The organism is Streptomyces lanatus (assembly GCF_014655715.1).
Classification (GTDB): Bacteria; Actinomycetota; Actinomycetes; order Streptomycetales; family Streptomycetaceae; genus Streptomyces; species Streptomyces lanatus.
On record NZ_BNBM01000009.1, the window covers coordinates 119,023 to 143,064 of the forward strand.

Sequence of the window (24,042 nt, forward strand, 5' to 3'; positions counted from 1 at the left end):
GAACGGGCGGATGCCCTCCGCCCGAACCAGTAGTCGGGGCGAACCCGGTGTCAGTTCCCGCAGGAGGAACCGACACCGGGTTCCCGGTCAGGCGGCCACCGCCTCCTTCTCGGTCTCGGCCTCCATCAACTGCTCCACGAGGGTCGCCCGGGCCCGGGCGACGCGTGAGCGGACCGTCCCGACGGGGCAGTCGCTCATCTCGGCCGCCTCCGCATACGGCAGACCCGCCAGTTGCGTGAGCACGAACGCCTCACGACGTTCGTCGGGCAGCGCGTCCAGCAGATCGAGCAGGGCGATCCCGTCGTCGAAGCCGGGCAGCCCGATGGGCTGGGCGCGTTCCGCCACCAGCGTCCAGTCGTCGGTGTCGCACAACCGCGGCCGGGCCGCCGCGTAGCGGTGACTGTCGATCACCGCGCGACGCGCGATGGACAGCAGCCACGCGCGCGCCGAGGAACGGCCCTCGAACCGGTGCAGGCTCCCGAGCGCACGCAGGAACGTGTCCTGCGCCAGGTCGTCGGCGGCCTGGGGATCGGCGGACAGATGCGCCACATAGCGCACGACGTCACGGTGCAGCGAGCGGACGAAACGATCCGTCGCATCCGGGTCGCCGGTGCCGGCGGCCAGCGCCCACGCGGTCGTGGACTCGTCGCGGGAGGCCGCTTTGGAGAGGTCGTCTGCCGGTGTATGCCTCACGCGGGGCGCGCGTGAGGAGGGCAGGGCAGGAGTGATCACCTGGTTCCTTCTCGGGTAGTCCGGACTCAGGCACGGACGCGGGCACGGCTGAGTGAGCCGTACGGGCACGACGTACCGGAGAAGTCCGGGGAAGCAAGGGATACGGCCGTACGGCAGGTACGGCCGCGGCCCGAGGCACGGGCGGCGGCACATGGCCGCCGGCACAGCCTCGGGAAACCGGCTGTCTCAGCTGACAGCGATCCCCGCCGGAGGCCCCCGAGAGGTGATGGTGTGGACGAGCGGAAGCAGCCGCGGCGCCCGGTCGGAGCGACCGCGCCGTGGACGCAGACGTGGGCGGTGCGGTGGTGCGGGCAGGGTGAGCGACAGTCGCAGCGGGGCGGCCAGCCATCCGGCGACGGCCCGCAGGATGCGGAACGCGGCGCGCTCACCGTGACCCAGCCACAGGCCGCACAGCAGCGCGGCGAGGGTGTGGGCGGCGAACATACCGAGCGACGATGTACCGCCCATGTCGTGGCCCATGCCCATGCCCATGTGGCTCATATGGCCGCCGCTCATGGCGCCCATCGAATCCATGGAGCCGTCGTGCATGGACATGGAACCCATGTCGTGCCCGGCACCGGCACCATCGCCGGCGGAGGACTGCGTGAACTCAAACGCCGCGTGCAGCCCGCCCTGTGCGACCATCACGACGGACATGACCAGCGGCAGCCCACGCTCCCGGCCCGCCAGACACCAGCCCGCGCCGCCCGTCACCAGGGCACCGGCCGCCAGCGTCCACCAGGGGACGGTCGCCCCCGACATCAGGACGTGGCCGAGGGCAGCGAGCAGCACACAGACGGACGCGAACATCGCGGCCCGTATCGTGCGCGCACACCACCCAGCAGTCATGACGGCCCTCATCCTCGCATCCTGGGCCCACTCGTCACGGGTGGGTACGCACAACACCCCTGTCCCGCACTCAAACCCAGGAGAGTGATACAGGACACATCAGCGGGAGGGAACTGGGCGCGCACACCTCCCGACATCTGAGGGCGGAGGCAGCCACGGTCATCCGCCGGGCCGAACCACCTTCGCCTGCACCTCGATCCGCCCGCCCCGCTCGAAATGGAGGGTGAACGGAACATAGGTCCCCTCCTGCCACCCCGCCCCGGCCCGCAGCGTCACATCCAGCCCGAGCGGGGACATGGCGAGACCGCCTCCGGCCGGGACGCGGGCCGAGTCCACTGTCTCCGCGTACGCCGATCTGCCGTCGGTCATGCGGTGGGCGCTGAGCGTCATCTCGCCGCCGACATCGGACGACGTCACCTTCAGCAGCCGATCGTCCGCGCCCCCGGAGTTGGTGACGCGGAAGAACGCGGCGGTGTCCCGGACGTCGCCGTACGGCAGGAAGACCCGCCCGTCCGTGACGGCGACCCGCGCCGGGCTGCCTGCGCTGCCCGCGCCGACCCAGGTGGTCAGGCCGCCGAGGGCGACGGCGCACGCGGCGATCGGGACAAGGGCGGCGAGCAGGCCATCCGCGAGCCGACCACTGGTTCGGGATGCGACTGTCGACAGCGTCATCGGCTACCACCTCCGGCGGCGACGGTCTCTCGTCCCGCGGCGTCGCGACGGCCCCGGGCGGGCGCCGGCCGCCAGGCCCGCAGCCGCAGACTGTTGGCCACGACCAGCAGGGAGCTCAAGGACATGGCCACCGCCGCGACCATCGGGTTGAGCAGGCCGACCATGGCGAGCGGCACGGTCACGGCGTTGTACCCGAAGGCCCACAGCAGGTTGGCGCGGATCGTGCCGAGGGTGCGCCGGGCGAGCCGTACGGCGTCCCCGAGTGCCTCGATGCCGCCGCGTACCAGGGTCACGTCGGCGGCGCCGATCGCGACATCGGTGCCGGTGCCCATGGCGATGCCGAGGTCGGCCTCGGCCAGGGCGGCCGCGTCGTTGACGCCGTCGCCGACGACGGCGACCCGGCGGCCCTGTTCCCTCAACTCCCGTACGAGGTCGGCCTTGTCCTCTGGGGTGCGGCGGGCGTGCACCTCGTCGATGCCGAGCGCCGACGCGACCGCCCTGGCCGGTGCCTCGCGGTCGCCGGTGGCGAGCACCGGGTGCACGCCGAGGCGGCGCAGCCGGTGCACGGCACGGTAGCTGCCGGGGCGTACGACGTCCCCGAGCTCGATCAGTGCCTCCGTCTCTCCGTCGACGCGGACGAGGACCGGCGTGTGCGCGGCGGCCTCCGCGGCCGGGAGCGCGTCGGCGAGTGCCGTGGGCAACGCGTCGTCCGGCGCGAGGACTTCGACCACCCGGCCCTCGACACGGCCGCGCACGCCCCGGCCGGGCTCCGCGCGGAAGTCACGCACCTCGGGCAACGGCTCCGGCAGGGTCCTGCGGGCGTACGCGACGATCGCCCGGCCCAGGGGATGTTCCGAGCCCTGCTCCACCGCCCCGGCCAGCCGCAGCACGGCCTGCTTGTCGAGCCCGCCGGCTGCGGTCGTGACGCGGGCGACGGTCATGTGCCCGGAGGTGAGGGTGCCGGTCTTGTCGAGGACGACGGTGTCGATGTGCCGCAGTCCCTCCAGCGCCTGTGGGCCCCGGACCAGGACGCCGAGCTGGGCGCCGCGTCCGGTGGCCGCCATCAGCGCGGTCGGCGTGGCGAGGCCCAGCGCGCACGGGCAGGCCACGACCAGGACGGCCACGCACGCGGTGATCGCCGCCTGTGGATCGGCGCCCGCCCCGAGCCAGAACCCGAGCACGGTGAACGCCAGCGCCAGCACCGCGGGCACGAACACCCCGGCCACGGTGTCGGCCAGCCGCTGCGCCCGCGCCTTCCCGGCCTGGGCCTCCGTCACCAGCCGGGTGATCCGCGCGAGCTGCGTGTCCGCCCCGACGGCGGTGGCCCGCACCAGCAGGAGCCCGCCCTCGTTGACGGCACCGCCGACCACCGCCGAGCCCGGCCCGACCTCGACCGGCTGACTCTCCCCGGTGACGAGGGACAGGTCGACAGCGGAGTTGCCCTCCACCACGGCCCCATCGGTGGCGACGCGCTCACCGGGGCGTACGAGAAAGACCTGCCCGACCTTCAACTCCTCGATGGGGACGAGGAGTTCACTTCCGTCCGCCTCCCGCACCGAGACCTCCTTGGCAGCCAGCCGGGCGAGCGACCGCAGCGCCGCGCCGGTGCCGGACCGGGCCCGCGCCTCCAGGAAACGGCCGACCAGCACGAACAGCGGGACGCCGACGGCCGCTTCGAGGTAGATGTGCGCACTGAGGCCATCAGCGGCTCCGCCGCGGGCTTCCGACGCTTCGGGCACCAGACTGAACGGCATTGTCATACCCGCCTTGCCCGCCCCGCCCAGGAACAGGGCGTACGTCGACCAGGCGAAGGACGCCACCACGCCCAGGGAGACGAGGGTGTCCATGGTCGCCGTCGAGTGGCGCAGCCCGCGCGCCGCACGAATGTGGAACGGCCATGCGCTCCACGCCGCGACCGGCGCGGCCAGCACGAAGCACAGCCACTGCCAGTTGCGGAACTGCCAGGCGGGGACCATCGACAGTACGAGCACCGGTACCGCGAGCAGGGCGGTGACCAGCAGCCGGTCGCGGTCGGGCCGACCGTCCTCGGACTCCGGCCCGCCCCTCTTGGGCGGTTCGGGCAACGCGGCGGTGTATCCGGCCTGTTCCACGGTCGCCATGAGTTCCTCGGCGCCGACGTCCGGCGGATGGCTCACCCGGGCGCGTCCGGTGGCCAGATTGACCGTCGCGGTCACGCCGTCCAGCTTGGCGAGCTTCTTCTCCACCCGCCGTACGCACGCCGCGCAGGTCATTCCGCCGACGGTCAGGTCCGTGACGGTCATCGGGGGTGCCGGTTCGGTCGCCATCAGCCGCCGCTCCCGTGCCGCATGTCCATGTCCCCCATGTCTCCCGTGTCCGTGCCGTCGCCGGTGCCGGAGCGGTGCATGCCGGGCGCGACGGGCCCGGCGGTGGCTCCGACGGCGTACGACACCGTGAAGATCAGGGCGAGCAGCAGCAGAAACCCACAGAGGGCGGGCGGGGGCGCGAGTCGGCGCCGTGCCGTGCCCGTACCGGGTGAGGGCTGCTGGGGTTGTTTCATCGACGGCCTCCTGATGTGCGTACCGCTACAGGAGTCGGGTCGGGCGGCCGGGAAGTTCCCGGACCTTGTGGGCCAGAACGGCATCGCCGCCGGTCAGCGTGAAGAGGTGGCGGTGACGTGCCGGTGCCGTAGGCAGGAGGCGACGACCACGAAGGGCCACAGGGACTGAAGGGACGTCACCAGGCGTTCGGCGACGCCGGCGGCACCGTCGTTCTGCATCGCGATCACGAACCAGGCCGCGCTGACCAGCATCAGCACGGTCGCCGAGAAGGAGGGCACCGGCCTGAGCCCCCAGGGTGCGGCGCCCCTGTGGTCGGCGGCCAGCACCGGCCACAGGGCGAGAAGCGCGAAGCCGACCCCCGCGACCGCGCCATGGCGCAGGGACCCTCCGCTGCTCGGCGGCAGCAGCGCGACCACGACCGCCGTCACTCCCCCTGCGCCGAGCGCCACCCGTCCGGGGAGCGCGGCGGTGCGCAGGCCCAGGGCGGTCAGCAGATGGCAGACGCCGAGGGCGGCGAGCGCCACGTTCATCACCCAGAATCCGGCAGCGCCGTAGGACGCCAGGGCACTGATCGTCTGTGTGGCCGGGTCGTAGCCGGGCCCCTCGAGCTGCGCCGCGACCGCCCAGCCTGCGATCAGTACGGCAGGCGCACATCCCGACGAGAGCAAGGCCCATCTAGGCACAAGTCGCATCGAACTACAGTAAAACGCCCGAATCGACTGACCTGTCAGCTACACGCTGATGGCGAACAGGTCTGCGGCGGTCGTACGAACCACCTGCAAACGCCAGGCCACGCCACCCCTTCCGGCACTTAGAAATATCCACCAGCATGAAGGGCCCTGAACGAGCCGGGAGTGCCGAGAGTGGTGGGGGTAGGACATGCAGCGCGCCTTGGGGAAGCAGGCCGTCGAGTGGCTCGCGGCGGCTGCGACGGATCCTCGGTCGTGCCGGCAGCGGTGGGACCGCGGCGAGGACGCGGTGCTGCTGGAGGCGGGGCGGCTGTGGGACGTGCTCAGCGTGCCCGAGCACATCGGCCTGCGCACTCTGGATCTGCTCGGACGCGTACGACGCAGAGCGTCGGGGCCGGTTCTGATGAACTGCGGTGCGCGCCGCGTGGGCTTCTTCATCCCGCCCGCCCCGCCCGCTCCGGTCACGGGGTGGACCGGGCCCGGGGTCCGGTATGTCGGCAGGGGATCGTGGGTCGCCGTACCGCCGCCGGACCACTTCGGCGGCTGGCGCCTGGAGTGGCTGCGGCCGCCGGACGGCACGGGCGCCTTGTACGACCCCGATGTCGTCCGGTCGGCGCTGCGCAAGGTGGGCGGCGCGCTCGCCACCCCGGTGCGCGTCAGTCGGCCTTGAAGGGACCGGCGACGCCGACGCGTCCGCCGAGGGCGCTCCCCTCCCACACGAACACCGGCCCGGGAAGGCCGCGGGGGACGACGATCGCCGGTACGCGCCCGGGTTCGTCGGTACGCCGCACGCCCGCGGGTCCGGTGTCGACGGCACGGGCCAGACCGGCGCACCGGCCGACCGCCCAGGAGGTGACGGCCTGCGCCCGGGCATCGGTGACCGCGCCGGGGTCCCCTGCCGTGTCGCGGCGGCCCGGAACCGCGCGCCCCTTGGCACGCCACTCCGCGACCAGTTCCGCGTAGATCGAAGGCCGGCCCCGGACCCCGGTGACCGGTACGACGTACGACACGGGAGCGTCATCGCCTCCGAGGACGCGCCGCGCCGGATCAGTGCTGTCCATGCCGGGGCAACGCCGAGGCGTGCGCCGGTGGTACGCCGGCCGCCCCCACCACCACCCGGTCGAGTGAGCACATCCCTCGGATGGCGGCGCACACCGCTCGATGTACGGCACCCGCACTCGAACACAGACAGGAGCCGACCGCATGGATCTGAGCGACAGCGACGAACCCGCCGACTGCCCGTGGTGCGACGCGCTGCGGGACGCGAGCCTGCCACCGGCGGCCCAGCCGCCCCGGTCGGCGGGGCGCCGGTACGACCCGTATGTGTCGGGAGCCCAGTACGACGGCGACGACTGACACCCGCCGACGCCGCTCAGCCGCCCTCGTCGTCACGCAGGTCACGCAGGTGCAGCTGGGCGGCGAGCACGGCGACGTCGTCCTCGGCGTGCTCGGCGTCGAGGCGGACGAGCACGGTGTCGATGACCTCCTCGACGCCCGCGGTGGCCTCGAAGCCGACCCCGGCCAGCCGGTCCATGGAGTGGTCGATGTCCTCGCCGCGGCGCTCGACGAGCCCGTCGGTGAACAGCACCAGCGTCTGGGTCGGGTCCAGCTGGCAGGTGGCCGGCTCGTAGCCGCCGAGGCCCGTGCCCAGGGGCGGGCCGACCGGTACCGGCAGCAGTGAGGTGCGGCCCTGCGCGTCGATCACGGCGGGCGGCAGATGGCCGGCGCTGGCCAGCGTCACCTGGCCGCGGTTGGGGTCGACGCGTGCGATCAGGCAGGTCGCGGGGCGGCGGTCCGGGTCGGCGGAGGCACTGTCGTCGAGTTGGCGCAGCACGCGGTGCGGCGGCAGGTCGGCGGAGGCGATGTAGCGCAGTGAGGAGCGGTACGCGGTCATGTCCACGGCGGCTTCGAGGCCGTGCCCCATGACATCGCCGACGACGAGCAGCGTCCGGCCGAAGTGCAGCCGCACCGTCTCGCACCAGTCGCCGCCGACCAGGGCGCTCTGCCCGACCGGCAGATAGCGGATGGCCACGTCCAGGTTCGGGTGCGGTCGGCCGGGCTCGGCGAGCAGGGCCCGCTGAAGATCGCCGACGATCCCGCTGACCCGCTCGTGCTCACGGGCGTGCCGGATCGTGGCCGCGGCCCGCTCGGCGAGGAGCGCCAGCAGCTCGGCCTCCACCGCGGTGAACGGCGCCCCCGCACGGGCGCAGACCAGCGCGCCGTAGGGATGTCCGTCGGTGGTCAGCGGCACGCGGAGCGCCGGTCGGGCTTGGCCGGTGGAGGCGTACGGGATGGGGGTCGCGGCCTCCTCCAGGGTGCTCTCCTGCCGTGCCGCCGCCATGGCCCACTGGACGTCGGGCAGCAGTGCCGGGTCGCCGGTGACGGCCTCGTACTGAGCACCGGCCTCGCCTCCTACGCGCAGCACGGCCGCCGTGCCGCCCAGCTGCCGGACCGCCTCCCGGGTCAGCTCCGCGCAGGTCGCGGCCTCGTCCAGCGTGGTGCCGATCCTGACCAGGGCGGCGCGCAGCGCGGTGAGCCGGGACGGCAGGACGGGGTCCTGGCCGCGTACGCCGGCGGACGCGACGGGCCGCACCCTCGACGGTCGATGAAACGACTGGAACCAGCGCACCACAACAAACACCCTAAAACGGTGACAAACCTTCGGTCAGTACGGGGGCGCACGCCCTCCCGCCTGCCTGTTTGGAGCGCGGGCGCTCGCCCCATACGGGGAATTGAGCTCCCGCCGTATGGCCGTGGCACCTGCCACCCGGTGCACTAGGGCATCAACCGGGCGTCAGCGCACCACAGGGAGGCTCTTTATGGCACTCACGGAGTGGACGAGGTCGATGGAGTGGCTGGCCGCGGCGTCGGAGGACCCCGGCGCCTGCAAGCAGGAGTGGCAGAACGGCAGCACCGGGGTGGCGCTGCTGGAGGCGGGGCGGTTCTGGGACGTGCTGATCGTGCCGGAGGAGCTCGGCCTGCGGGTCGCCGACCTCCTGGAGGAGCTGCCACTGCTCGAATCCGGCCCCTGTCTGCTGGACGCCCGACGACGGCACGTCGGTTTCCTGCTGCCCCCCGAGCCGCAGACCCTGTGGATCGGCACCGGCGTACGTCTGCTGGGTGCGGGGACGTGGATCGCCGCCCCCGCCCCGCACTGCCGCTGGGGCGCCCTGCGCTGGCTCGTCCCGCCGGACGGCACCGGCGCCCTGAACATGCCGGAGGTCCTGGAGGTCGCCCTCCAGCGCTGCACGGACGAACTGTCCCGCCTCCAGGGCCGGTGCACACCACCGGAGAGCCCGGCCGGCTGTCCGCAGCCGGTGCTCCAGTACGCCACGCGGGCCCGCGTACGCCGGTGATCGCCCTCAGCGCCTCAGATCCGCGCCACCCGCGGCGACGACGACACGGTCCCGCTCCGTGCGGGTGAAGAGCCCGTCAGCCAGCCATCGGTCCGCGAGGGTGCGTACCGCCTGCAAGAAGCGGCCGGAGGTTGCGAAGGGGGCCTGCTCCCAGAGCACATCGAGGAAGGTCAGACCGTCACCGCGGGCACGGTTGGGTACGCCCGAGTCGGCCGTACCGAACACGACGACGGGTTCTGAACGCTTGAAGTAGGCGTGGTAGCGGGTGTCGTCCGCGATGTGGAACGGCGCGAGGGTCAGCCCGTGTGTGGTGAAGTGCATCGGGCGGCCCTCGGGACGGACCGCGTCGGCGAGGTCGCCCCGGAGCGTGAAGTCCTTGTAGAAGGAGAAGGCGCGGAACTGCGGTTCCGGACTCCGGGCGACCAGCAGGACCGGTCCGTAGAACACCGACTGAACGGCGGGATCGTCCAACGCCCTTTCGATGCGGAGGCGGTAGGGGGTGGAGATCCGGATCCGGTCGCCGCGCTGCCAGCTTCTGCTGAGGGTGAGGTAGCTGCCGGGCACCGCCTCGGCCCGTTGCCGAACCCCGTTGACCGTGACGGTGAACCCTGCCGTGGCCCATGACGGAACGCGGAGTCTCACGTCGAGCGGGCCGCTTCCCTCACGGATCGTCAGGGTGCGTACGCCCTCGGCCGGGAACTCGCTCGTCTGCTCGATGACGAAGCCCCTCTCCGGCCACCTCAGTGTCGAGGCGAGGTAGAGGTTCACGTACAGGGCGTTGCCGTCGGCGGAGCGGAAGTAGACCGAGTCCTGGTACTTGGTGTGGTTCTCCATGCCGGTGCCGCCGCAGCAGGTGCCCGTGTTGTCGTACTCGCGCCGCGTCCCCGGGCCCATCCCGACGAAATAGGTGACCTCGGGGCTGTCCGTGCTCGGCGCGTCCCGGCGGGAGGCGAGGATGTGGTTGGTCAGGCCCCGCTCGTAGTACTCCAGGTAGGCGGCGTCGGGCTGGTGGAAGAACAGCTGCCGGCTCAGCTTGAGCATGTTGTACGTCGCGCAGGTCTCGGCGTTGTTGTCGCCCAGCGTGGCCGCGATGGCGCCCCGGGCGCGGAACATCTCGCCCTGGCCCGTGCCGCCCAGGCTGTACGACCGGGGACCCGCGACCATCCCCCAGAAGTTGCGGGCGGCGTGGGCGTACTCCTCGTCCCCCGTGGCGTCGAACAGCCGCAGGTAACCGGTGAATTGCGGGATGTGCTGGTTGGCGTGTCTGCCTTCCAGGATGTCGCGGTTCTCGGCGCAGGCCTCCAGTAACGCCGTGTTGTCGAAGCACCGGGCGGCGGCGAGGTGTTCCTCCCGGCCGGTGAGGGCGTACAGGTCCGCCAGCACCTCGTTCATCCCGCCGTACTCGCCGGCGATGTAGATCGACCACATCCGCTCCAGCTGCGCCTTCGGCAGATGGCCGAGCCTGCTGTGGACCCAGTCGCCCATCTTCGAGGCGATCTCCAGGGCCTGCCCGTTCCCGGCGAGGGTGTGCGCGTCGAGGAGACCGCGCATGATCTTGTGGCAGGTGTAGTAGGGCGCCCAGATGGTGGGGTACGTCGTGTAGCTCTCCAGCAGGATGAACTGCGTCTCCGGGTACGCCGCCAGGTAGCCGGGATGGCTGGGTCTCGGCGATCCGTGCTCCGCCAGGGCTTGCTGGCACTCGCCGAGCGCCCCGACCAGATGGTCCAGCTTGGCCTTGAGCGCGGCCTCCCCCGTGTCGGCGTACGCCTGGGCGACGAGGGTGAGGAAGTGGCCGCCGTAGTGGCCACGCAGATTGCCGTCGGAGGTCTCCCAGCCGCCGGGCGGACGGGCACCGAGGGTGTCGAGCCCGGCGTTGGCCCGGAAGACCGCCAGGATGCGGTCGGCCGGATAGGCCCTGGCGTAGTCGAGCATCAGGTCGCGCTTGCGGCGGAAGACACCGTCGCCGAGCCTCACCTGGTCCAGCGGGAAGGGGCGCACGGCCCAGGTGGACGGGACGGGCACCGGAGCCGCGGCGGACGGGGCCGGGCCGGTCACGGCGGCGTACGCCGAGGGGGTGGCGTACGCGAGCGGGGCCGCGGCCGCGGTCCCGGCGGCGAGTCTCAACAGACGGCGGCGGGTGGGGGGTTGGGACATGCTCAGGCTCCGATCGTGGAGTGTCGGTCGTCGGCGGGTACGAGGTCGGGCGGAGGTGGAGCGGTGCTGTCCGGTTCCATGGCCGGCAGCCACACCCGTACCGTCGAGGGCCCGCGGTTCGCCCAGGAGTGGTAGGGGACCAGGACGATCCCCGTACGATCGGCGGGCGGCGGGACGGCGGTCGCGTCGAGCGGCCGGTACGGCCAGGTCGCCTCGCGCCGTGTGTCGTACGCGGTGATCTGCCCGGCGGCGACGACCGTGCCGTCCGGCCCGTCCTCCGGCGCGGCGGACGGGTCCACCCGGATCACATCGACCTCGTGTCCGTCCGGCAGGTCCACGGACTCGGCGCAGTACACCAGCGGCCCGCGCTGGACGGCCACCGTGCCGCGGACGGCGTCGACGCGCGGGTCGGCCCGGATCCAACACGGCCGTACGGGCAGTTCGAGGCGGATCTCGTCACCGGCCCGGAACGCCCGGGTCACCTCGGCCGTGCCCGGGGCCACGGTGCGGCGGGTCCCGTCCGGGTCGACCAGCCACGCCGTGGCTCCCGCCGTCCACGCCGGGACACGCAGCGACACGGTCCACGGGCCATCCGAGGACGACCGGTCGACGCGCACCGTCACGCTTCCGCCCGACGGGTAGTCGGTCCGGACGCGCAGCGCGACCTGGTGGCCGCCTTCGAGCGAGGTGGTGATCTCCGCGTCGGCGTACTGGTGCAACTGCACGCCGTGGTCGTCGGCCGTCGCGAGGTAGGCGGGCAGCTGGGCCAGCGTCCGCGCCACATTGGTCGGACAGCAGGACACCGCGAACCAGGGCGCGCGCAGGCTCGACTCGGCGCGCGGGCTCACGGTGTCCTCGGCGGGGACGGCGCCCCGGTGGCGCCGGTGCAGGGTGTTGGAGTAGAAGAAGGCCCGGCCGTCCTGGGCCGGGGAGGTCGCGACCACGTTGAACAGGGTCCGCTCGGCGAGGTCGGCGAAGCGCGGCTCGCCGGTGGCCAGCAGCAGCCGCCAGCTGAGCATCACGGAGGCGACGCCGGCGCAGGTCTCCGAGTAGGCGCGGTCCGGCGGGAGGACGAAGTCCTCGCCGAAGGACTCGTCCCGGTGGTGCGAGCCCATGCCGCCCGTCAGATAGGTCCGTCGGGCGACCGTCGCCTCCCATTGCCGTACGACCGCGGTGAGCAGGTCGTCGTCCCCGGTCTCCACGGCGACATCGACGGCGCCGGCCGCGAGGTAGAGGGCGCGGACGGCGTGGCCTCGCAGCACCGTGGCCCGGCGTACGGGCTGGTCGTCCTGGTAGTAGACGCGGCCGAACTCGCCGTCGGCGAGCGTGCCGTGGCCGCGGCGGTCGATGAAGAGCGCCGCCTGGTCGAGGTAGCGCTCTTCCCCCGTCAGCCTGGCCAGTTCCACCAGCGCCGGCTCGATCCCCGGGTGGCCGCAGACGCCCTCGATGCCGCCCGGCCCGAAGGTGGCGCACACATGGTCCGCGGCCCGTCGGGCGATCTTCGTCAGCTCGCCCTCGCCCCGGGTACGGGCCTGGGCCACGCCCGCCTGGATCAAGTGCCCGTGGCAGTAGAGCTCGTGGCCCCATTCGAGGTCGCTGTAGCGGCGCCGCTGTCCTGGGTGGCCGAAGGCGGTGTTCAGGTAGCCGTCCGGTGTCTGGGCGGGTGCGACGGCCTCGGTGAGTGCGGCGATGTCCGCGTCGAGCGTGCCCGCGGTGCCGGCCTGCCAGGCCATGCCTTCGAGGAGTTTGTAGAGCTCGGAGTCGGCGAACTCCCGGCCGCGCCGGTCCCGGTGGACACGGCCCTCGGCGGCGGCGCGGAAGTTGCCGGTCCAGCCGACGCGTTCCATCCAGTCGCGGCAGTGGCCGAGGGTAGCGGTCTCGTTGGTGTGCCTGCGGCGGGCCCAGAATCCCCCAGTGATCCTGACCTCGTCGAGACCGAGCGGTCGCAGCCTGCCACGGCTCGGCGCCACGGGCAGGACAAGTGACCGCGCTGTGTTCTCCTTCACCACTTCATGCCTTCGGTTCGTCCCTTCAGTTGTCCGTCCAGGCCGTCCGACGCGCCGGTCATGAGCCATCAGCCCTTGAGAGCGCCGGACATGAAGCCCCGTACGTAGTGCCGTTGCAGCAGCAGGAAGAGGAGGAGGCAGGGCACGGCGAGGACCACGACGCCCGCCTCGGTGGCGCCGTAGTCGACGGCGCCCATGCTCTGCTGCCGCAGATTCGCGACGGCCAGCGGCAGCGGCGCCTTCTCGCTGTCGGAGATGAGGATCAGCGGTGCGATGAAGTCGTTCCAGGCCGCCAGGAACGCGAAGAGACCGACGGTGATCAGTCCCGGGCGCACCGCCGGGAGGAGGACGCGCCGCAGCGCGCCCGCCGTGCCGCAGCCGTCGACCAGCGCCGACTCCTCCAGTTCGCGTGGCACCGCCTCGAAGGAGATCCGCATCATGAAGGTGGCGAACGGCAGTTGGAACATGGTCAGGACCAGGCACAGCCCGATCAGCGAGTTCTGCAGATGGAGTCTGCCGAGCAGAACGTAGAGGGGGATGAGGAGGGTGGCGTAGGGGACCATGAGGATGGCCAGGGTCAGCAGGAACAGCAGGTTCTTGCCGGGGAATTCGAAGCGGGCGAAGGCGTAGCCGCCCAGCAGCGACACCCCGAGGGTCACGGCGACGGTCAGCGCCGAGACGACGGTGCTGTTGAGGAGGTATCGCCACAGGCCCGCGTCGTAGTCGAGGAGCGTCCGGTAGTTGCCGAGGCCGTAGCCGGACTCCTGTGCGGTGCCGGGCTGTCCGCTGACGGAGGCCCAGGCGTTCCACAGCAGCGGAAAGAGGAAGATGACGGCCAGCCCTCCGGTGACGACGTAGTGGGGCGTCCGGCCGAGGGTGCGGGTCAGCACCGTGGTGTCCCTTCCCATGAGCGACGGCTCATGACTCGTCGGCGCGGCGCAGACCGCGGAACTGAAGGACGTTGAGCAGGAGCAGCACGCCGAGCACGATGATCGACAGGGCCGCCGCGGTGCCCAGGTCCAGCCGCTGGAAGGCCTCGCGGTAGATCAACTGGACGACGGTGACGGTGCTGTTGTCCGGTCCGCCCTTGGTGAGGATGAAGAACTGGTCGAAGGCCAGCAGGGATCCGGTCACGCAGAGCAGCAGGGTCAGGGCGAGGGACGGCCGCAGCAGTGGCAGCGTGATGGAGCGGAAGATCTGGCCGCGGCTCGCGCCGTCCATGCGGGCCGCCTCGAACACCTCGTGGGGGATGCGCTGGAGACCCACGAGGAGGATCAGCATGTAGAAGCCGGCGAACTTCCAGACGATGAGGAAGACCGTCGACAGCAGGGCGGAGGTCGGTGTGCCGAGGAAGGACACCGGGTCGTCGACGAGACCGAGTTTCTCCAGGATGCGGCTGAGCGGGCCGGTGGTGGGGCTGTACAGGCCCCAGAACAGCAGGGACGCGGAGGCCAGTCCCAGGGCGCTGGGCAGGAAGTAGACGGTACGGAAGAAGCCCGCCCCGGGCCGGGACTCCTGCACCAGCAGGGCCAGGAGGAGGGCGAGGCCGAGGAGTGCCACCGTGACGATCACGGTGTAGAGGAGTGTGAAGCGGACCGCGGGCCAGAACAGGGTGCTGTCGGTGGCGTCGGCGTAGTTCTCGGGGGCGTTGAGTCCCCGGTCGCCCGCGAGGAGCGGCCAGTCGCTGAGCGACATCCGCCCGACGAGCAGCAACGGCAGTAGGAAGAACACCGCGACGAACAGGGCCGTCGGCGCGGCGTAGGCGAGGCCCTGTGCGGTGCGGGAGTGCCATCGGGGCGCGGTGACACGGGACGGACGGACCCGGCGTTCCGGCCGGGTCCGGGGTTCGGCCGCCTCCTTCACTTGCATGTCTCTCCTCTGCCGTACGACGTGGGAGGGGCGAGGTCGCTGCGGGAGCCGGGTGCCGGTTCAGTCGGCCAGTGAGGCGCTGACCGCGTCGTTGTCCTTGTCGACGGACGCCCCGTCGCCGAAGACCGCGTCGCGCATCAGGCTGAGCCAGGGCCCGTTGGGGTCGTTGAAGGTCTGGCCGAACTTCAGCGCGTACGGAGTGCGGCCATCGGCCACGAGTTCGTTGACCGTCACCAGCCGCGGGTCCGCCTTGGAGTACTTGTTGGACGCGAGGTCGGTCCGCGCCACCACGTCCTTGTGCGCGGCGACGACGTCGACCTGCGCCTTGTCGCCCAGTGACCAGGCGAGGAAGTTCCATGCCTGGTCGGCCGACTCGCTGGTGGCGGAGATGCCGATGGCGTCACCGCCGACGAAGGTGGACCTGCCGCCGTCGGGTCCGGGGATGGGCGCGACACCGAGGTCGAGGTCCTTGGGCATCAGCCCGAGGGTGGTCGACGGCATGGGCATGACGCCGACCTTGCCTTTCGGGAAGACCCCGGTCCAGGTCGTTCCGGTCTCCTCGCGTGCGCCGGGGGCCACGATGTCGTCCGTCACCCACCCTCGGTAGGTGTCGTAGACCTTCTTCGCGGTGTCGGAGGCGAGCGTCGCCCGCGTTCCCTCCTTGTTCAGCACCTCCTCCCCCGCGGCCCAGACGGACGGCCACCAGGTGAAGACGCCGCAGCCGCCGCAGTTGCCGCCGAAGAACGTGCCGTTGACGCCTCCGCCCAGCGCATCCACGGCCCGCGCCTGCCGGTCCCACTCGCTGAGACTGGTGGGCGGCTTGTCGGGGTCGAGTTTCGCCTTCCGGTAGAGGTCCTTGTTGTAGAAGAGCACCGACAGATCGAGGGTGTGCGGCACGACGTACTTCTTGTCCTCGTACGTGCCGGCCTTGATGTGCGACTGTGCGAGGTGCTCGGCGAACGGCAGGGCGTCGATCCGTTCGGTGAGGTCGGCGAACAGCCTGCTGGAGGTGTAGTTCGGTACGAACACCACGTCGGAGGCGAACAGGTCGGGCAGGTCCTTGGAGCCGGCGGCCGCACCGACCTTGGCCTGGTAGTCGTCGGTGGGGACGACGGTCAGTTCGATCTTGTTCCGGTGGCTGTCGTTGTACGCCTTGACCAGCGCCTCGCTCTGCGGCCGGGTCGCCGCGCGCGTCCACATCGTCAGCGTCGCTCCGTCGTCGACGCCATCGGCATCCGCGGACCCCCCGCCTCCCCCGCCGCCGTCCCCCGACCCGCACGCCGTGACCAGACCCGCCGCGGCGAGCAGGGCTACGGTGCCGGTGACGAGGCGGCGTACACGTCCATGTGGTCCGACCGTGCTCCCCATGTTTCGCTCCCCCTCTTGGCGCGGCAGGCCGCTGGTTTGTGCTGCGAGAAAGATCCGAAAAGGTTTTCTGAGACGCTAGAACTCAGCTTGGTACTCGTCAATCCCCTTGCCGTCAACGCATATCGACGGATGGGCGAAAGGCAGTGCAGATCCACGTTCGAAATATTTCGCGTACTGTTTTATGCCCGACGTGTCAGGCGCACGCGTCGGCAGGCGACGCGAGACAGGAGATCTCCATGGCACAGGTCACCGAACCCTCCCGTTCGCAGCCCGCCACGCTCAGCGACGTCGCCCGGCTCGCGGGCGTGTCCATCGCCACCGCGTCCAAGGCCCTCAACGGCCGCAGTCAGGTGCGTGCCGAGACCCGGCAGCGGGTGATCGACGCCGCCGAGCGGCTGTCGTTCCGACCCAACCAGCTGGCCCGCGGTCTGCTCGCCGGGCGCACCGGCACCGTGGGCCTGCTCACCAGCGACCTGGAGGGCCGGTTCAGCATCCCGATCCTCATGGGCGCCGAGGACGCCTTCGGAGCGGGCGAGGTCGCGGTGTTCCTCTGCGATGCGCGTGGCGACGCGATCCGCGAGCAGCACCACGTCCGCGCGCTGCTCGGCCGCCGGGTGGACGGCCTGATCGTGGTGGGCAGCCGGACCGATCCGCGCCCTTCCCTGGGCCGCGAGTTGCCCGTCCCCGTCGTCTACGCGTACGCCCCGTCGGAGGATCCCGCGGATCTGTCCATCGTCCCCGACAGCGTGGGCGCCGGCCGGATCGCCGTCGACCATCTGCTCGCCTGCGGCCGTCGCCGGATCGCGCACATCACCGGCGACCCCGGGTACCTCGCGGCGCAGGAGCGGGCCGAGGGCGCCCGGTCCGCGCTCGCCGACGCCGGCCTCGCCCTGGTCGGCGAACCACGGTTCGGGGTGTGGTCGGAGGGCTGGGGACGGGCGGCCACCGCGATGCTGCTCGACCAGCACCCGGACGTGGACGCCGTCCTGTGCGGCAGCGACCAGATCGCCCGGGGCGTCATGGACGTACTGCGCGAGCGCGGCCACCGGATCCCGGAGGACGTGGCGGTCATGGGCTTCGACAACTGGCAGATACTGACCTCGGCCTCCCGACCCCCGCTGACCAGCGTCGACATGAACCTGGAGCAGGTCGGACGCGCGGCCGCGCGCGCCCTGTTCAGCGCGATCGCCGGGACCCGGCGCTCGGGCATCGAGACCCTGCCGTGCCGCGTGGTGATCGCGGGGTCCACCGCGCCGTTGTCCTGAGACCGGGATCCGGGACCGGTGAACTCGGGCCTCTCGCACCCCTCTTGACACTTCCGGGGGCCGGACCTACGTTGCGAAAACCTTTTAGGTTCGTTTCAGCACCATGAGCACTACATGAGCGACGGCAGTCGATGCCCTGTCACCATGCGCGCCCGGGTGCAGACGCTTGCTGTCGACTGGACAGGGAGCATCCGATGAGAAGACGACAGGCGTCGGTCCCGAACCGGGTCGACGGCACATCCCGCCGGTTACGAGGCCCGCGCACCTGGCCGCGGCGACACGATCCGGCTCCGGCGACGCGGCGCCTCCTCGTCGCGCTGGTGCTGATGGTCTGTTCCGCCCTCACCACGGCCCCGGCCCACGCGGCGCAGACCATCGGGTTCCCCAGCTTCAGCGGCCCCGCGATCCCCACGCCGCCCGTCGCCTACACGCCGGGCGACATGATGCGGAGCATCTACGACGCGGAGAGTTCGGGGACCGACTTCTGGATGGACCGCCTGCTGGCCCGCTCCGGCGACGGCCCGGCGGGACCCTGGCTGATGAGCCGTGGGCGTGCGGTGTTCATGAAGGAGCACGATCCCTCCCGGCTCGGGTTCGGCGGCAAGGTCGCCTACTGGGAGAGCATCAACGGCAATAGCGCCTACACCGTCGCGATCACCCCGGGCACCTTCACCGAACAGGTCTCCCAGCGCCGCCAGACACCCAGCCACTGGAAGAGCGTCCACAGCTCCGGATCGGTCACCGTCGACCAGACGAAGTTCATCACCGACAACAACGTCGCCGTGACCAACCTGTCGATCAGGAACAACGGCAGCAGCTCCACCACGCTCCAGCTGCGGGCCACCTCCCCGTACGCGACCTCGGGCACCGGCAGCGAGCTGACCGGGCAGGTCAACGCCTACAACAACCTCACCACCATCCGCCCGCGGCTCACCGGCGACGGCTTCACCGTCTCCAGCGGCGGCCTCAACCGGTCCGTGACGATTCCGGCCGGAGCCACGGTGACCGCCAAGGTGGTGATGGGCTTCGTCACCGACGAGATCCCCGAGTCCCTCAGCGAGTACAACGCCTACGCCGGCTACTCCCCCGCGACCGCGTTCGCCACCCACGTCCGGGCCTACAACCTGTGGTGGGCGAAGAACGTGCCCTACATCGACGTACCCGAACCCGCGATCAAGAAGAACATCTACTACCGCTGGTGGCTGATGCGCTTCAACAACCTCGACGCCGACATCCCCGGGCAGACCTTCCAGTTCCCGACCTCCACCGAGGGCGTCCTCGGTTACAACAACGCGATCGCGCTCACCCAGCCGATGCACATCGACGACCTGAAGTATCTGCGCGACCCGGCCTACGCGTACGGGGACTGGCTGAGCGTCGGCCAGACCTCCAAGGGTGGACGCTTCCTCGACAACCCGGGTGACCCGGAGAACTGGTCCAACAGCTACACCCAGTACATCGCCGAGGCGGCCTGGAAGAGCTACCAGATCCACGGCGGCCAGCCGGGCATCGCCGCCAGCCTCGCCCGCTACGCGGAGGGCGACGTCAAGGGCCAACTCTCCCACTACGACCACGACAACAACAAGCTCATCGAGTACGACTGGGGCGCCCTGACCGGCAACGACGCCGACGCGGTCTCCTTCCACTGGAAGCCCGGCAACATGGACCGCGCCGAGTCCGCCTACCAGTACAGCGGGGCGCTGGCCGCCGCGCAGGCCTACGAGACGATCGGCAACACGGCCAAGGCCACCGAGATGCGCACGCTGGCGAACCAGATCAAGGACGCCATCGTCAACGTCCTGTGGAACCCGAACCGGCAGCTGTTCGAGCACCGGCTGAAGTCGACCAACGAGTGGGTGCCCTGGAAGGAGATCAACAACTACTACCCGTTCTCGGTCGGCGCCGTCCCCAACACCGCGACGTACAAACAGGCCCTGCGCCTGTACGACGATCCGGCCCAGTACCCGGTCTTCCCCTTCTACACCGCCAACCAGGTCGACAAGAAGGCGGCCGCCGACGCCGGGAACCCGGGCTCCAACAACTTCTCCACCATCAACTCCACCGTCCAGTTCCGGCTCTACTCCTCGGTGCTGCGCAACTACCCCAACTCCTGGATGAGCGCGACCGACTACAAGAAGCTCCTCTACTGGAACACCTGGGCGCAGTATGTCGGCGGCAACACCCAGTGGCCGGACGCCAACGAGTTCTGGGCCGACTGGAACGGCAGCACGATCGACTACCGCTCCTGGATCCACCACAACATCCTGGGCAGCAGCAACTGGACGGTGATAGAGGACGTCGCCGGCCTGCGCCCCCGTAACGACGCCAAGGTCGAGGTCTCACCGATCGACATCGGCTGGAGCCACTTCACCGTCAACAACCTCCGCTACCGGGGCGCCGACCTGTCCATCGTCTGGGACGACCCGGCCGACGGCGTGGTGCGCTACCCGGGCATCCCGGAGGGCTACTCGATCTACGTCAACGGCAACCGGGCCGCCACCGTCAGCTCCCTGGTGCCGTTCACCTGGGACCCGGCCACCGGAGACGTCACCACGAGCGGCACGGTCACCCACCACACGTCCGTCGCCGGGCTCAAGGCGCCGAACCAGGTCGTGCAGGACAGCCCCCGCATGGTCGACATGCTTGCCAAGGCCGGTGTCGACCTCACCGCCGACCTGACCAACCTCGCGGCCGGCGCCACCGTGTCCGCCTCCTCCACCGGTTCCGGCAGCAGCACCGCCGGGGCGGTCGACGGCTATCCCACCAACGAGCCGTTCTGGGGTGCCGGCGGTTCGGCCGCACAGGACTGGTACGAGCTGAACTTCGGCACGGCCCGCACGCTCAACGAGATGCGCCTGTACTTCAAGGACAGCCGCCCGGCTTCGACCACCTACCGAGCTCCGTCGACGTACACCGTCCAGTACTACAACGGCAGTTCATGGGTGGACGCTCCCGGTCAGACCAAGAGTCCGGCCGGGCCCCGCGCCAACTACAACCTGGTGCGGTTCCCGGCGATCAGCGCCCAGCGTGTCCGGGTCCTCGCCACCAACGCCTCCGGCGCCAGGACGGGCCTGACCGAGGTCAAGGTGTACAACCGGGGCGGGGTCCAGCCACCGGCCAACCAGGCGGCCTCGGCCATCGCGTCGGCGTCGTACACCTCCGCCTGGGAGAGCGTCAACGCGATCAACGACGGCATCGACCCGACCTCCTCCGACGACACCGTCAACCCGCGCTGGGGCACCTGGCCGGAGACGGGCCAGCAGTGGGCGGAACTGACCTGGCCCGCGGCGAAGACCCTGAACAAGGCCGACGTGTACTTCTTCGACGACGACCAGGGCATCGACATGCCCGCCTCCTGGAAGCTCCAGTACTGGAACGGCAGCGCCTACGTCGACGTCCCGGGCGCGAGCGGCTATCCCCTGGCCGATAACCAGTACAACAGCGTCACCTTCACCGCCACGAACACCACGCGGCTGCGGGTGCTGCTGACGAGCAACGGCACGAACTCCGTCGGCCTCCTCGAAGCAAAGGTGTACGGCCCGTGACCAGATCCAGACTGCTCCTGGCCCTGCTCGTACTGGCGACGGCCTTCCTCGTCGCACCGCCCGCGGCCGCCGCCGTCACCTTCACCTCGACGGCGGTCAACCAGAACGGCGGCAACTGCCTGGACCTGCCCGGGAGTTCGGCCACTGCGGGTACTCAACTCCGGGCGTTCACCTGTTCGTCGGGCGCCAACAACAACCTCTCGTACACCCCCGTCTCCGGCACGAGCGACACGTACACGATCACCACCCAGTCCGGTCAGTGCGTGGACGTCTACAGCGCCTCCACGGCGGACAACGCGGCGATCATCCAGTGGCCCTGCCACGGCGGCACCAACCAGCAGTGGCGGCTCGCCCCGGTGACGGTCTCGGGCACCGACAAGACCTTCAACCTGGTGTCGGTCGGCTCGGGCAAGTGCGTGGCGCCGAGCGGTGGTTCGTCGGCGTCGAACACCAACCTGGTCCAGCTGCCGTGTTCCACGAGCGGCGGCAGGGTGTGGCGGCTGCCCTCCTTCACCGGCGGCGGGACCGGAGCGGGCACCTTCGCCAACCCGCTCGCCCAGCAGGGACCGGACCCCTGGCTGACGTACTACGACGGGTCCTACTACCTCGCCACGACGACCTGGAACTCGACGGTCACCATGCGCAAGGCCGACACACTGGCCGGGCTCGCCACTGCCCCCGCCCAGGTGATCTTCAATCTGTCCCGGCCCAACGGGGCGGGCACGATGTGGGCCCCCGAGTTCCATCTGCTCGACGGCCCCAACGGGAAACGCTGGTACTTCTACTACACGGCCGGGCGCGAGCCGTTCGACCTGGGCACCCAGCGGATCCATGTGCTGGAGAGCGCCGGCCTGGACCCGATGGGGCCGTACACCTTCAAGGCCGACCTGCTCGACCCTACCCAGGACAACACCTGGGAGCTGGACCCGAGCATCCTCCAGCTCGACGGCAGGCTCTATCTGCTCGGCACCTACTACAACGGCTCACAGCCGATGTTCATCCGGCCGCTGTCCAACCCCTGGACCGCGAGTGGGACCCGCCGGGTGCTCTCCACGCCGACCTACAGCTGGGAGACGGTGGGCGGCGCGGTCAACGAGGGCGCCGAAGTGCTCCAGCGGGGCGGGAAGACGTTCATCGTCTACTCCGCGAGCCACTGCTCCACGCCCGACTACAAGCTGGGCATGCTCACCTACAACGGGGGCGACCCGCTGAGTTCCTCGTCCTGGGTGAAGTCTCCCAACCCGGTCTTCCAGCGGTCCAACGCCAACGGCGTGTACGGGCCCGGCCACAACGGCTTCTTCAAGTCGCCGGACGGCACCGAGGACTGGATGGTCTACCACGCCAACAGCTCGGCGAGCGGCGGCTGCGACATGAACCGCAGCACCCGGGCACAGAAGTTCACCTGGAACGCGGACGGCACACCGAACTTCGGCACCCCGGCGGCCCTCGGCGTCACCCTGCCCGCACCGTCGGGGGAGTAGCCGACCACTCCCCTCTGCCCCACCCCTCACCTCCCGTGAACAGATGTGTCATACTCGGGCGCCGATCATGGCAGGAAACGACCGGGGGGCCGTGTGAACGCCGTCTCTCTGGACGCGCCCTATCTGGACACGGATGCGGATCAACTCTGCTTCTCGCTGGACCTGACGGAGCGTCCGGCGCTGGCAGAACGTGTGGTGTCGCTCAGCGGGCTCGACGTGCGGCTTCGGCTGCTCGGGGCCTCGCATCAGGTGTTCGCCGGTCCCGTGCGGGAGACGGTGGCCTGTCTGCAAGGCGCGGTGCGGGGGCTGCCCGAGACCCGCACTCGCCATCTGCCGGGCTGGGTCTACGACTTCGGCGCCACCACCCGCCGGCTGGTCCCCGAGGAGTTCGGTGCCGAGGTGGCGCGGGTTCTCGGCCAGGCCGCCGACTCCGAGCACAGCCTGTGCGGAGTCTTCCCCGGTTCGCCGGAGGCGGTCACCGCGGTGGTCGCGGAGGCGGTCGAGGGACCGTACGGCGACGGGCTCGTCTGGCGCACCTGGCACACGTATCCGCAGACCGGCCAGATCGTATCGACGTACAGCCGGCTGGAGGCCCGATGAACAGCGCCCGACTCGTCCGCGCAGCGGTGGCGGCCGCCCTGGCCGCGCCCCTGCTCACCGCCTGCTCCAGCGACGGGGACAACGAAGCGGTCCCGCGCGAGTGGATCAGGAAGACGTACACCGCGACGGGGTCGGACTGGCTCGACCCGGACAGCAGCCCGACCGAGGTCGCCCAGGCGATCCACGCGGAGCGGGAGGAACTGGACCGCGCCTCCGGCGACAGCAAGGAGTTCCTGCGCTACGGCGACGACATGGTCACCGTCTCGCCGTACCGGAGCGGCAGTCTGATCGAGATCGAGGACTACCGCAACGGCTACCACCGCCACCAGCGGCACCTCACCTACTGGCCGAATCCGGACAGCGCGAGCTTCCGCGGCGGCGGCCCCGGCGAGGGCAAGTAACGCTCCTCCCGCACAACCCTTGTTCACACCTCGAACCCGCCCCCTTTCCAGGAACGAAAGGCAACGCAGTGACCGAGATCTTCGAGTCGACCGGCCAGGCCCTGCTCTACGGAGTCGTGGGCCTCGTCGTGATGGCCGTCGGCTTCATCGCCCTCGACCTCGTCACGCCGGGCAAGCTGTACCACGTGGTGTGGACCGACCGGAACCGTGGCGCGGCCGTCCTGCTCGGCAGCCAGTCCGTCGCCGTGGGCCTGGTCATCATGAAGGCCATCGAGGCGAGCGAGTCAGAGCAGGGCCTCGGTTACGGCCTGGTCAGCACGCTGCTGTACGGCTTGGCCGGGGTGCTGGTGATGACCATCGTCGGCATCGTGATCGGCGTGTTCACGCCGGGCCAGATGGGCGCTGTCGTCCTCGACGACCAGGACGCCCGTCCGCACCCCGCCGCCTGGGTCCAGGCCGGCATGTACCTGGGCACCGGGTTCATGGTCGGCGCGGCGATCTCGTAACGGCGCCGC

General features: G+C 70.8%; 22 protein-coding genes. 9 read left to right on the forward strand and 13 right to left on the reverse strand.

Annotation, left to right across the window (positions count from 1 at the left end; all coding sequences use genetic code 11):
* Positions 1-87: 87 nt before the first annotated feature.
* The 6 genes from IE325_RS23975 to IE325_RS24000 all read right to left on the reverse strand — a co-directional run bounded on the left by IE325_RS23975 (position 88) and on the right by IE325_RS24000 (position 5,485).
* Positions 88-732, reverse strand: a complete 645-nt coding sequence (locus tag IE325_RS23975; RefSeq protein ID WP_373315204.1) for a sigma-70 family RNA polymerase sigma factor — start codon at positions 730-732, stop codon at positions 88-90.
* A gap of 186 nt (positions 733-918) precedes the next feature.
* Positions 919-1,581, reverse strand: coding sequence for a hypothetical protein (locus IE325_RS23980; protein WP_190072089.1), 663 nt, complete (start codon positions 1,579-1,581; stop codon positions 919-921).
* Positions 1,582-1,740: 159 nt separating this feature from the next.
* On the reverse strand, positions 1,741-2,253 hold the full coding sequence (locus IE325_RS23985; RefSeq protein ID WP_190072090.1) for a copper chaperone PCu(A)C: 513 nt from the start codon (positions 2,251-2,253) through the stop codon (positions 1,741-1,743).
* Positions 2,250-4,559 (reverse strand): heavy metal translocating P-type ATPase, encoded by a 2,310-nt coding sequence (locus tag IE325_RS23990; protein ID WP_190072091.1) that lies wholly within the window; start codon positions 4,557-4,559, stop codon positions 2,250-2,252. The genes IE325_RS23985 and IE325_RS23990 overlap by 4 nt, the downstream gene beginning before the upstream one ends.
* Positions 4,559-4,792: a hypothetical protein gene (locus IE325_RS23995; protein ID WP_190072092.1), complete on the reverse strand. Its 234-nt coding sequence runs from the start codon at positions 4,790-4,792 to the stop codon at positions 4,559-4,561. Before IE325_RS23995 ends, IE325_RS23990 begins: the two co-directional genes overlap by 1 nt.
* A gap of 93 nt (positions 4,793-4,885) precedes the next feature.
* Entirely contained in the window at positions 4,886-5,485 is a 600-nt protein-coding gene (locus IE325_RS24000) for a DUF998 domain-containing protein (protein ID WP_190072093.1), read from the reverse strand.
* Between the two features lie 187 nt (positions 5,486-5,672).
* On the opposite strand from IE325_RS24000, the gene IE325_RS24005 reads away from it, so the two are divergent.
* Positions 5,673-6,152 (forward strand): bifunctional DNA primase/polymerase, encoded by a 480-nt coding sequence (locus IE325_RS24005; RefSeq protein WP_190072094.1) that lies wholly within the window; start codon positions 5,673-5,675, stop codon positions 6,150-6,152.
* On the opposite strand, the gene IE325_RS24010 is transcribed toward IE325_RS24005, so the two are convergent.
* Positions 6,139-6,543: a hypothetical protein gene (locus IE325_RS24010; RefSeq protein WP_190072095.1), complete on the reverse strand. Its 405-nt coding sequence runs from the start codon at positions 6,541-6,543 to the stop codon at positions 6,139-6,141. The genes IE325_RS24005 and IE325_RS24010 overlap by 14 nt on opposite strands.
* Before the next feature lie 142 nt (positions 6,544-6,685).
* On the opposite strand from IE325_RS24010, the gene IE325_RS24015 reads away from it, so the two are divergent.
* Complete coding sequence (locus tag IE325_RS24015; protein ID WP_190072096.1) at positions 6,686-6,838, forward strand: hypothetical protein; 153 nt, start codon at positions 6,686-6,688, stop codon at positions 6,836-6,838.
* Positions 6,839-6,854: 16 nt separating this feature from the next.
* Here the strand turns inward: IE325_RS24015 and IE325_RS24020 are convergent, their stop codons facing one another.
* On the reverse strand, positions 6,855-8,075 hold the full coding sequence (locus tag IE325_RS24020) for a PP2C family protein-serine/threonine phosphatase (protein WP_229911958.1): 1,221 nt from the start codon (positions 8,073-8,075) through the stop codon (positions 6,855-6,857).
* Between the two features lie 226 nt (positions 8,076-8,301).
* On the opposite strand from IE325_RS24020, the gene IE325_RS24025 reads away from it, so the two are divergent.
* Positions 8,302-8,838 carry a hypothetical protein gene (locus IE325_RS24025; protein ID WP_229911959.1) on the forward strand — a complete coding sequence of 179 codons (537 nt, stop codon included), beginning with the start codon at positions 8,302-8,304 and terminating at the stop codon, positions 8,836-8,838.
* A 6-nt stretch (positions 8,839-8,844) separates the two neighbouring features.
* Here the strand turns inward: IE325_RS24025 and IE325_RS24030 are convergent, their stop codons facing one another.
* Genes IE325_RS24030 through IE325_RS24050 form a run of 5 tightly spaced genes read right to left on the reverse strand, consistent with a single transcriptional unit; the run spans position 8,845 to position 16,235 of the window.
* Positions 8,845-10,992: a glycoside hydrolase family 127 protein gene (locus IE325_RS24030; protein WP_190072097.1), complete on the reverse strand. Its 2,148-nt coding sequence runs from the start codon at positions 10,990-10,992 to the stop codon at positions 8,845-8,847.
* Positions 10,993-10,994: 2 nt separating this feature from the next.
* A complete protein-coding gene (locus IE325_RS24035; protein ID WP_190072098.1) occupies positions 10,995-13,067 on the reverse strand; it encodes a glycoside hydrolase family 127 protein in 2,073 nt (690 codons plus the stop codon).
* A complete protein-coding gene (locus IE325_RS24040) occupies positions 13,067-13,888 on the reverse strand; it encodes a carbohydrate ABC transporter permease (RefSeq protein ID WP_190072320.1) in 822 nt (273 codons plus the stop codon). The genes IE325_RS24035 and IE325_RS24040 overlap by 1 nt, the downstream gene beginning before the upstream one ends.
* A gap of 28 nt (positions 13,889-13,916) precedes the next feature.
* Positions 13,917-14,867: a carbohydrate ABC transporter permease gene (locus IE325_RS24045; RefSeq protein ID WP_190072099.1), complete on the reverse strand. Its 951-nt coding sequence runs from the start codon at positions 14,865-14,867 to the stop codon at positions 13,917-13,919.
* A 60-nt stretch (positions 14,868-14,927) separates the two neighbouring features.
* On the reverse strand, positions 14,928-16,235 hold the full coding sequence (locus tag IE325_RS24050) for an ABC transporter substrate-binding protein (protein ID WP_190072100.1): 1,308 nt from the start codon (positions 16,233-16,235) through the stop codon (positions 14,928-14,930).
* A 236-nt stretch (positions 16,236-16,471) separates the two neighbouring features.
* Here IE325_RS24050 and IE325_RS24055 point away from each other — a divergent pair, with 236 nt between their 5' ends.
* The 6 genes from IE325_RS24055 (at position 16,472) to IE325_RS24080 (ending at position 24,033) form a co-directional block, all read left to right on the forward strand.
* Positions 16,472-17,500: a LacI family DNA-binding transcriptional regulator gene (locus IE325_RS24055; RefSeq protein WP_190072101.1), complete on the forward strand. Its 1,029-nt coding sequence runs from the start codon at positions 16,472-16,474 to the stop codon at positions 17,498-17,500.
* A gap of 326 nt (positions 17,501-17,826) precedes the next feature.
* Positions 17,827-21,045, forward strand: coding sequence for a discoidin domain-containing protein (locus IE325_RS24060; protein WP_190072321.1), 3,219 nt, complete (start codon positions 17,827-17,829; stop codon positions 21,043-21,045).
* Positions 21,042-22,526: a family 43 glycosylhydrolase gene (locus tag IE325_RS24065; protein ID WP_190072102.1), complete on the forward strand. Its 1,485-nt coding sequence runs from the start codon at positions 21,042-21,044 to the stop codon at positions 22,524-22,526. The genes IE325_RS24060 and IE325_RS24065 overlap by 4 nt, the downstream gene beginning before the upstream one ends.
* Before the next feature lie 93 nt (positions 22,527-22,619).
* Positions 22,620-23,126, forward strand: a complete 507-nt coding sequence (locus tag IE325_RS24070) for a DUF2617 family protein (RefSeq protein ID WP_190072103.1) — start codon at positions 22,620-22,622, stop codon at positions 23,124-23,126.
* Positions 23,123-23,527 (forward strand): DUF4247 domain-containing protein, encoded by a 405-nt coding sequence (locus tag IE325_RS24075; protein ID WP_190072104.1) that lies wholly within the window; start codon positions 23,123-23,125, stop codon positions 23,525-23,527. The genes IE325_RS24070 and IE325_RS24075 overlap by 4 nt, the downstream gene beginning before the upstream one ends.
* A 68-nt stretch (positions 23,528-23,595) precedes the next feature.
* Positions 23,596-24,033, forward strand: coding sequence for a DUF350 domain-containing protein (locus IE325_RS24080; RefSeq protein ID WP_190072105.1), 438 nt, complete (start codon positions 23,596-23,598; stop codon positions 24,031-24,033).
* Positions 24,034-24,042 lie beyond the last annotated feature (9 nt).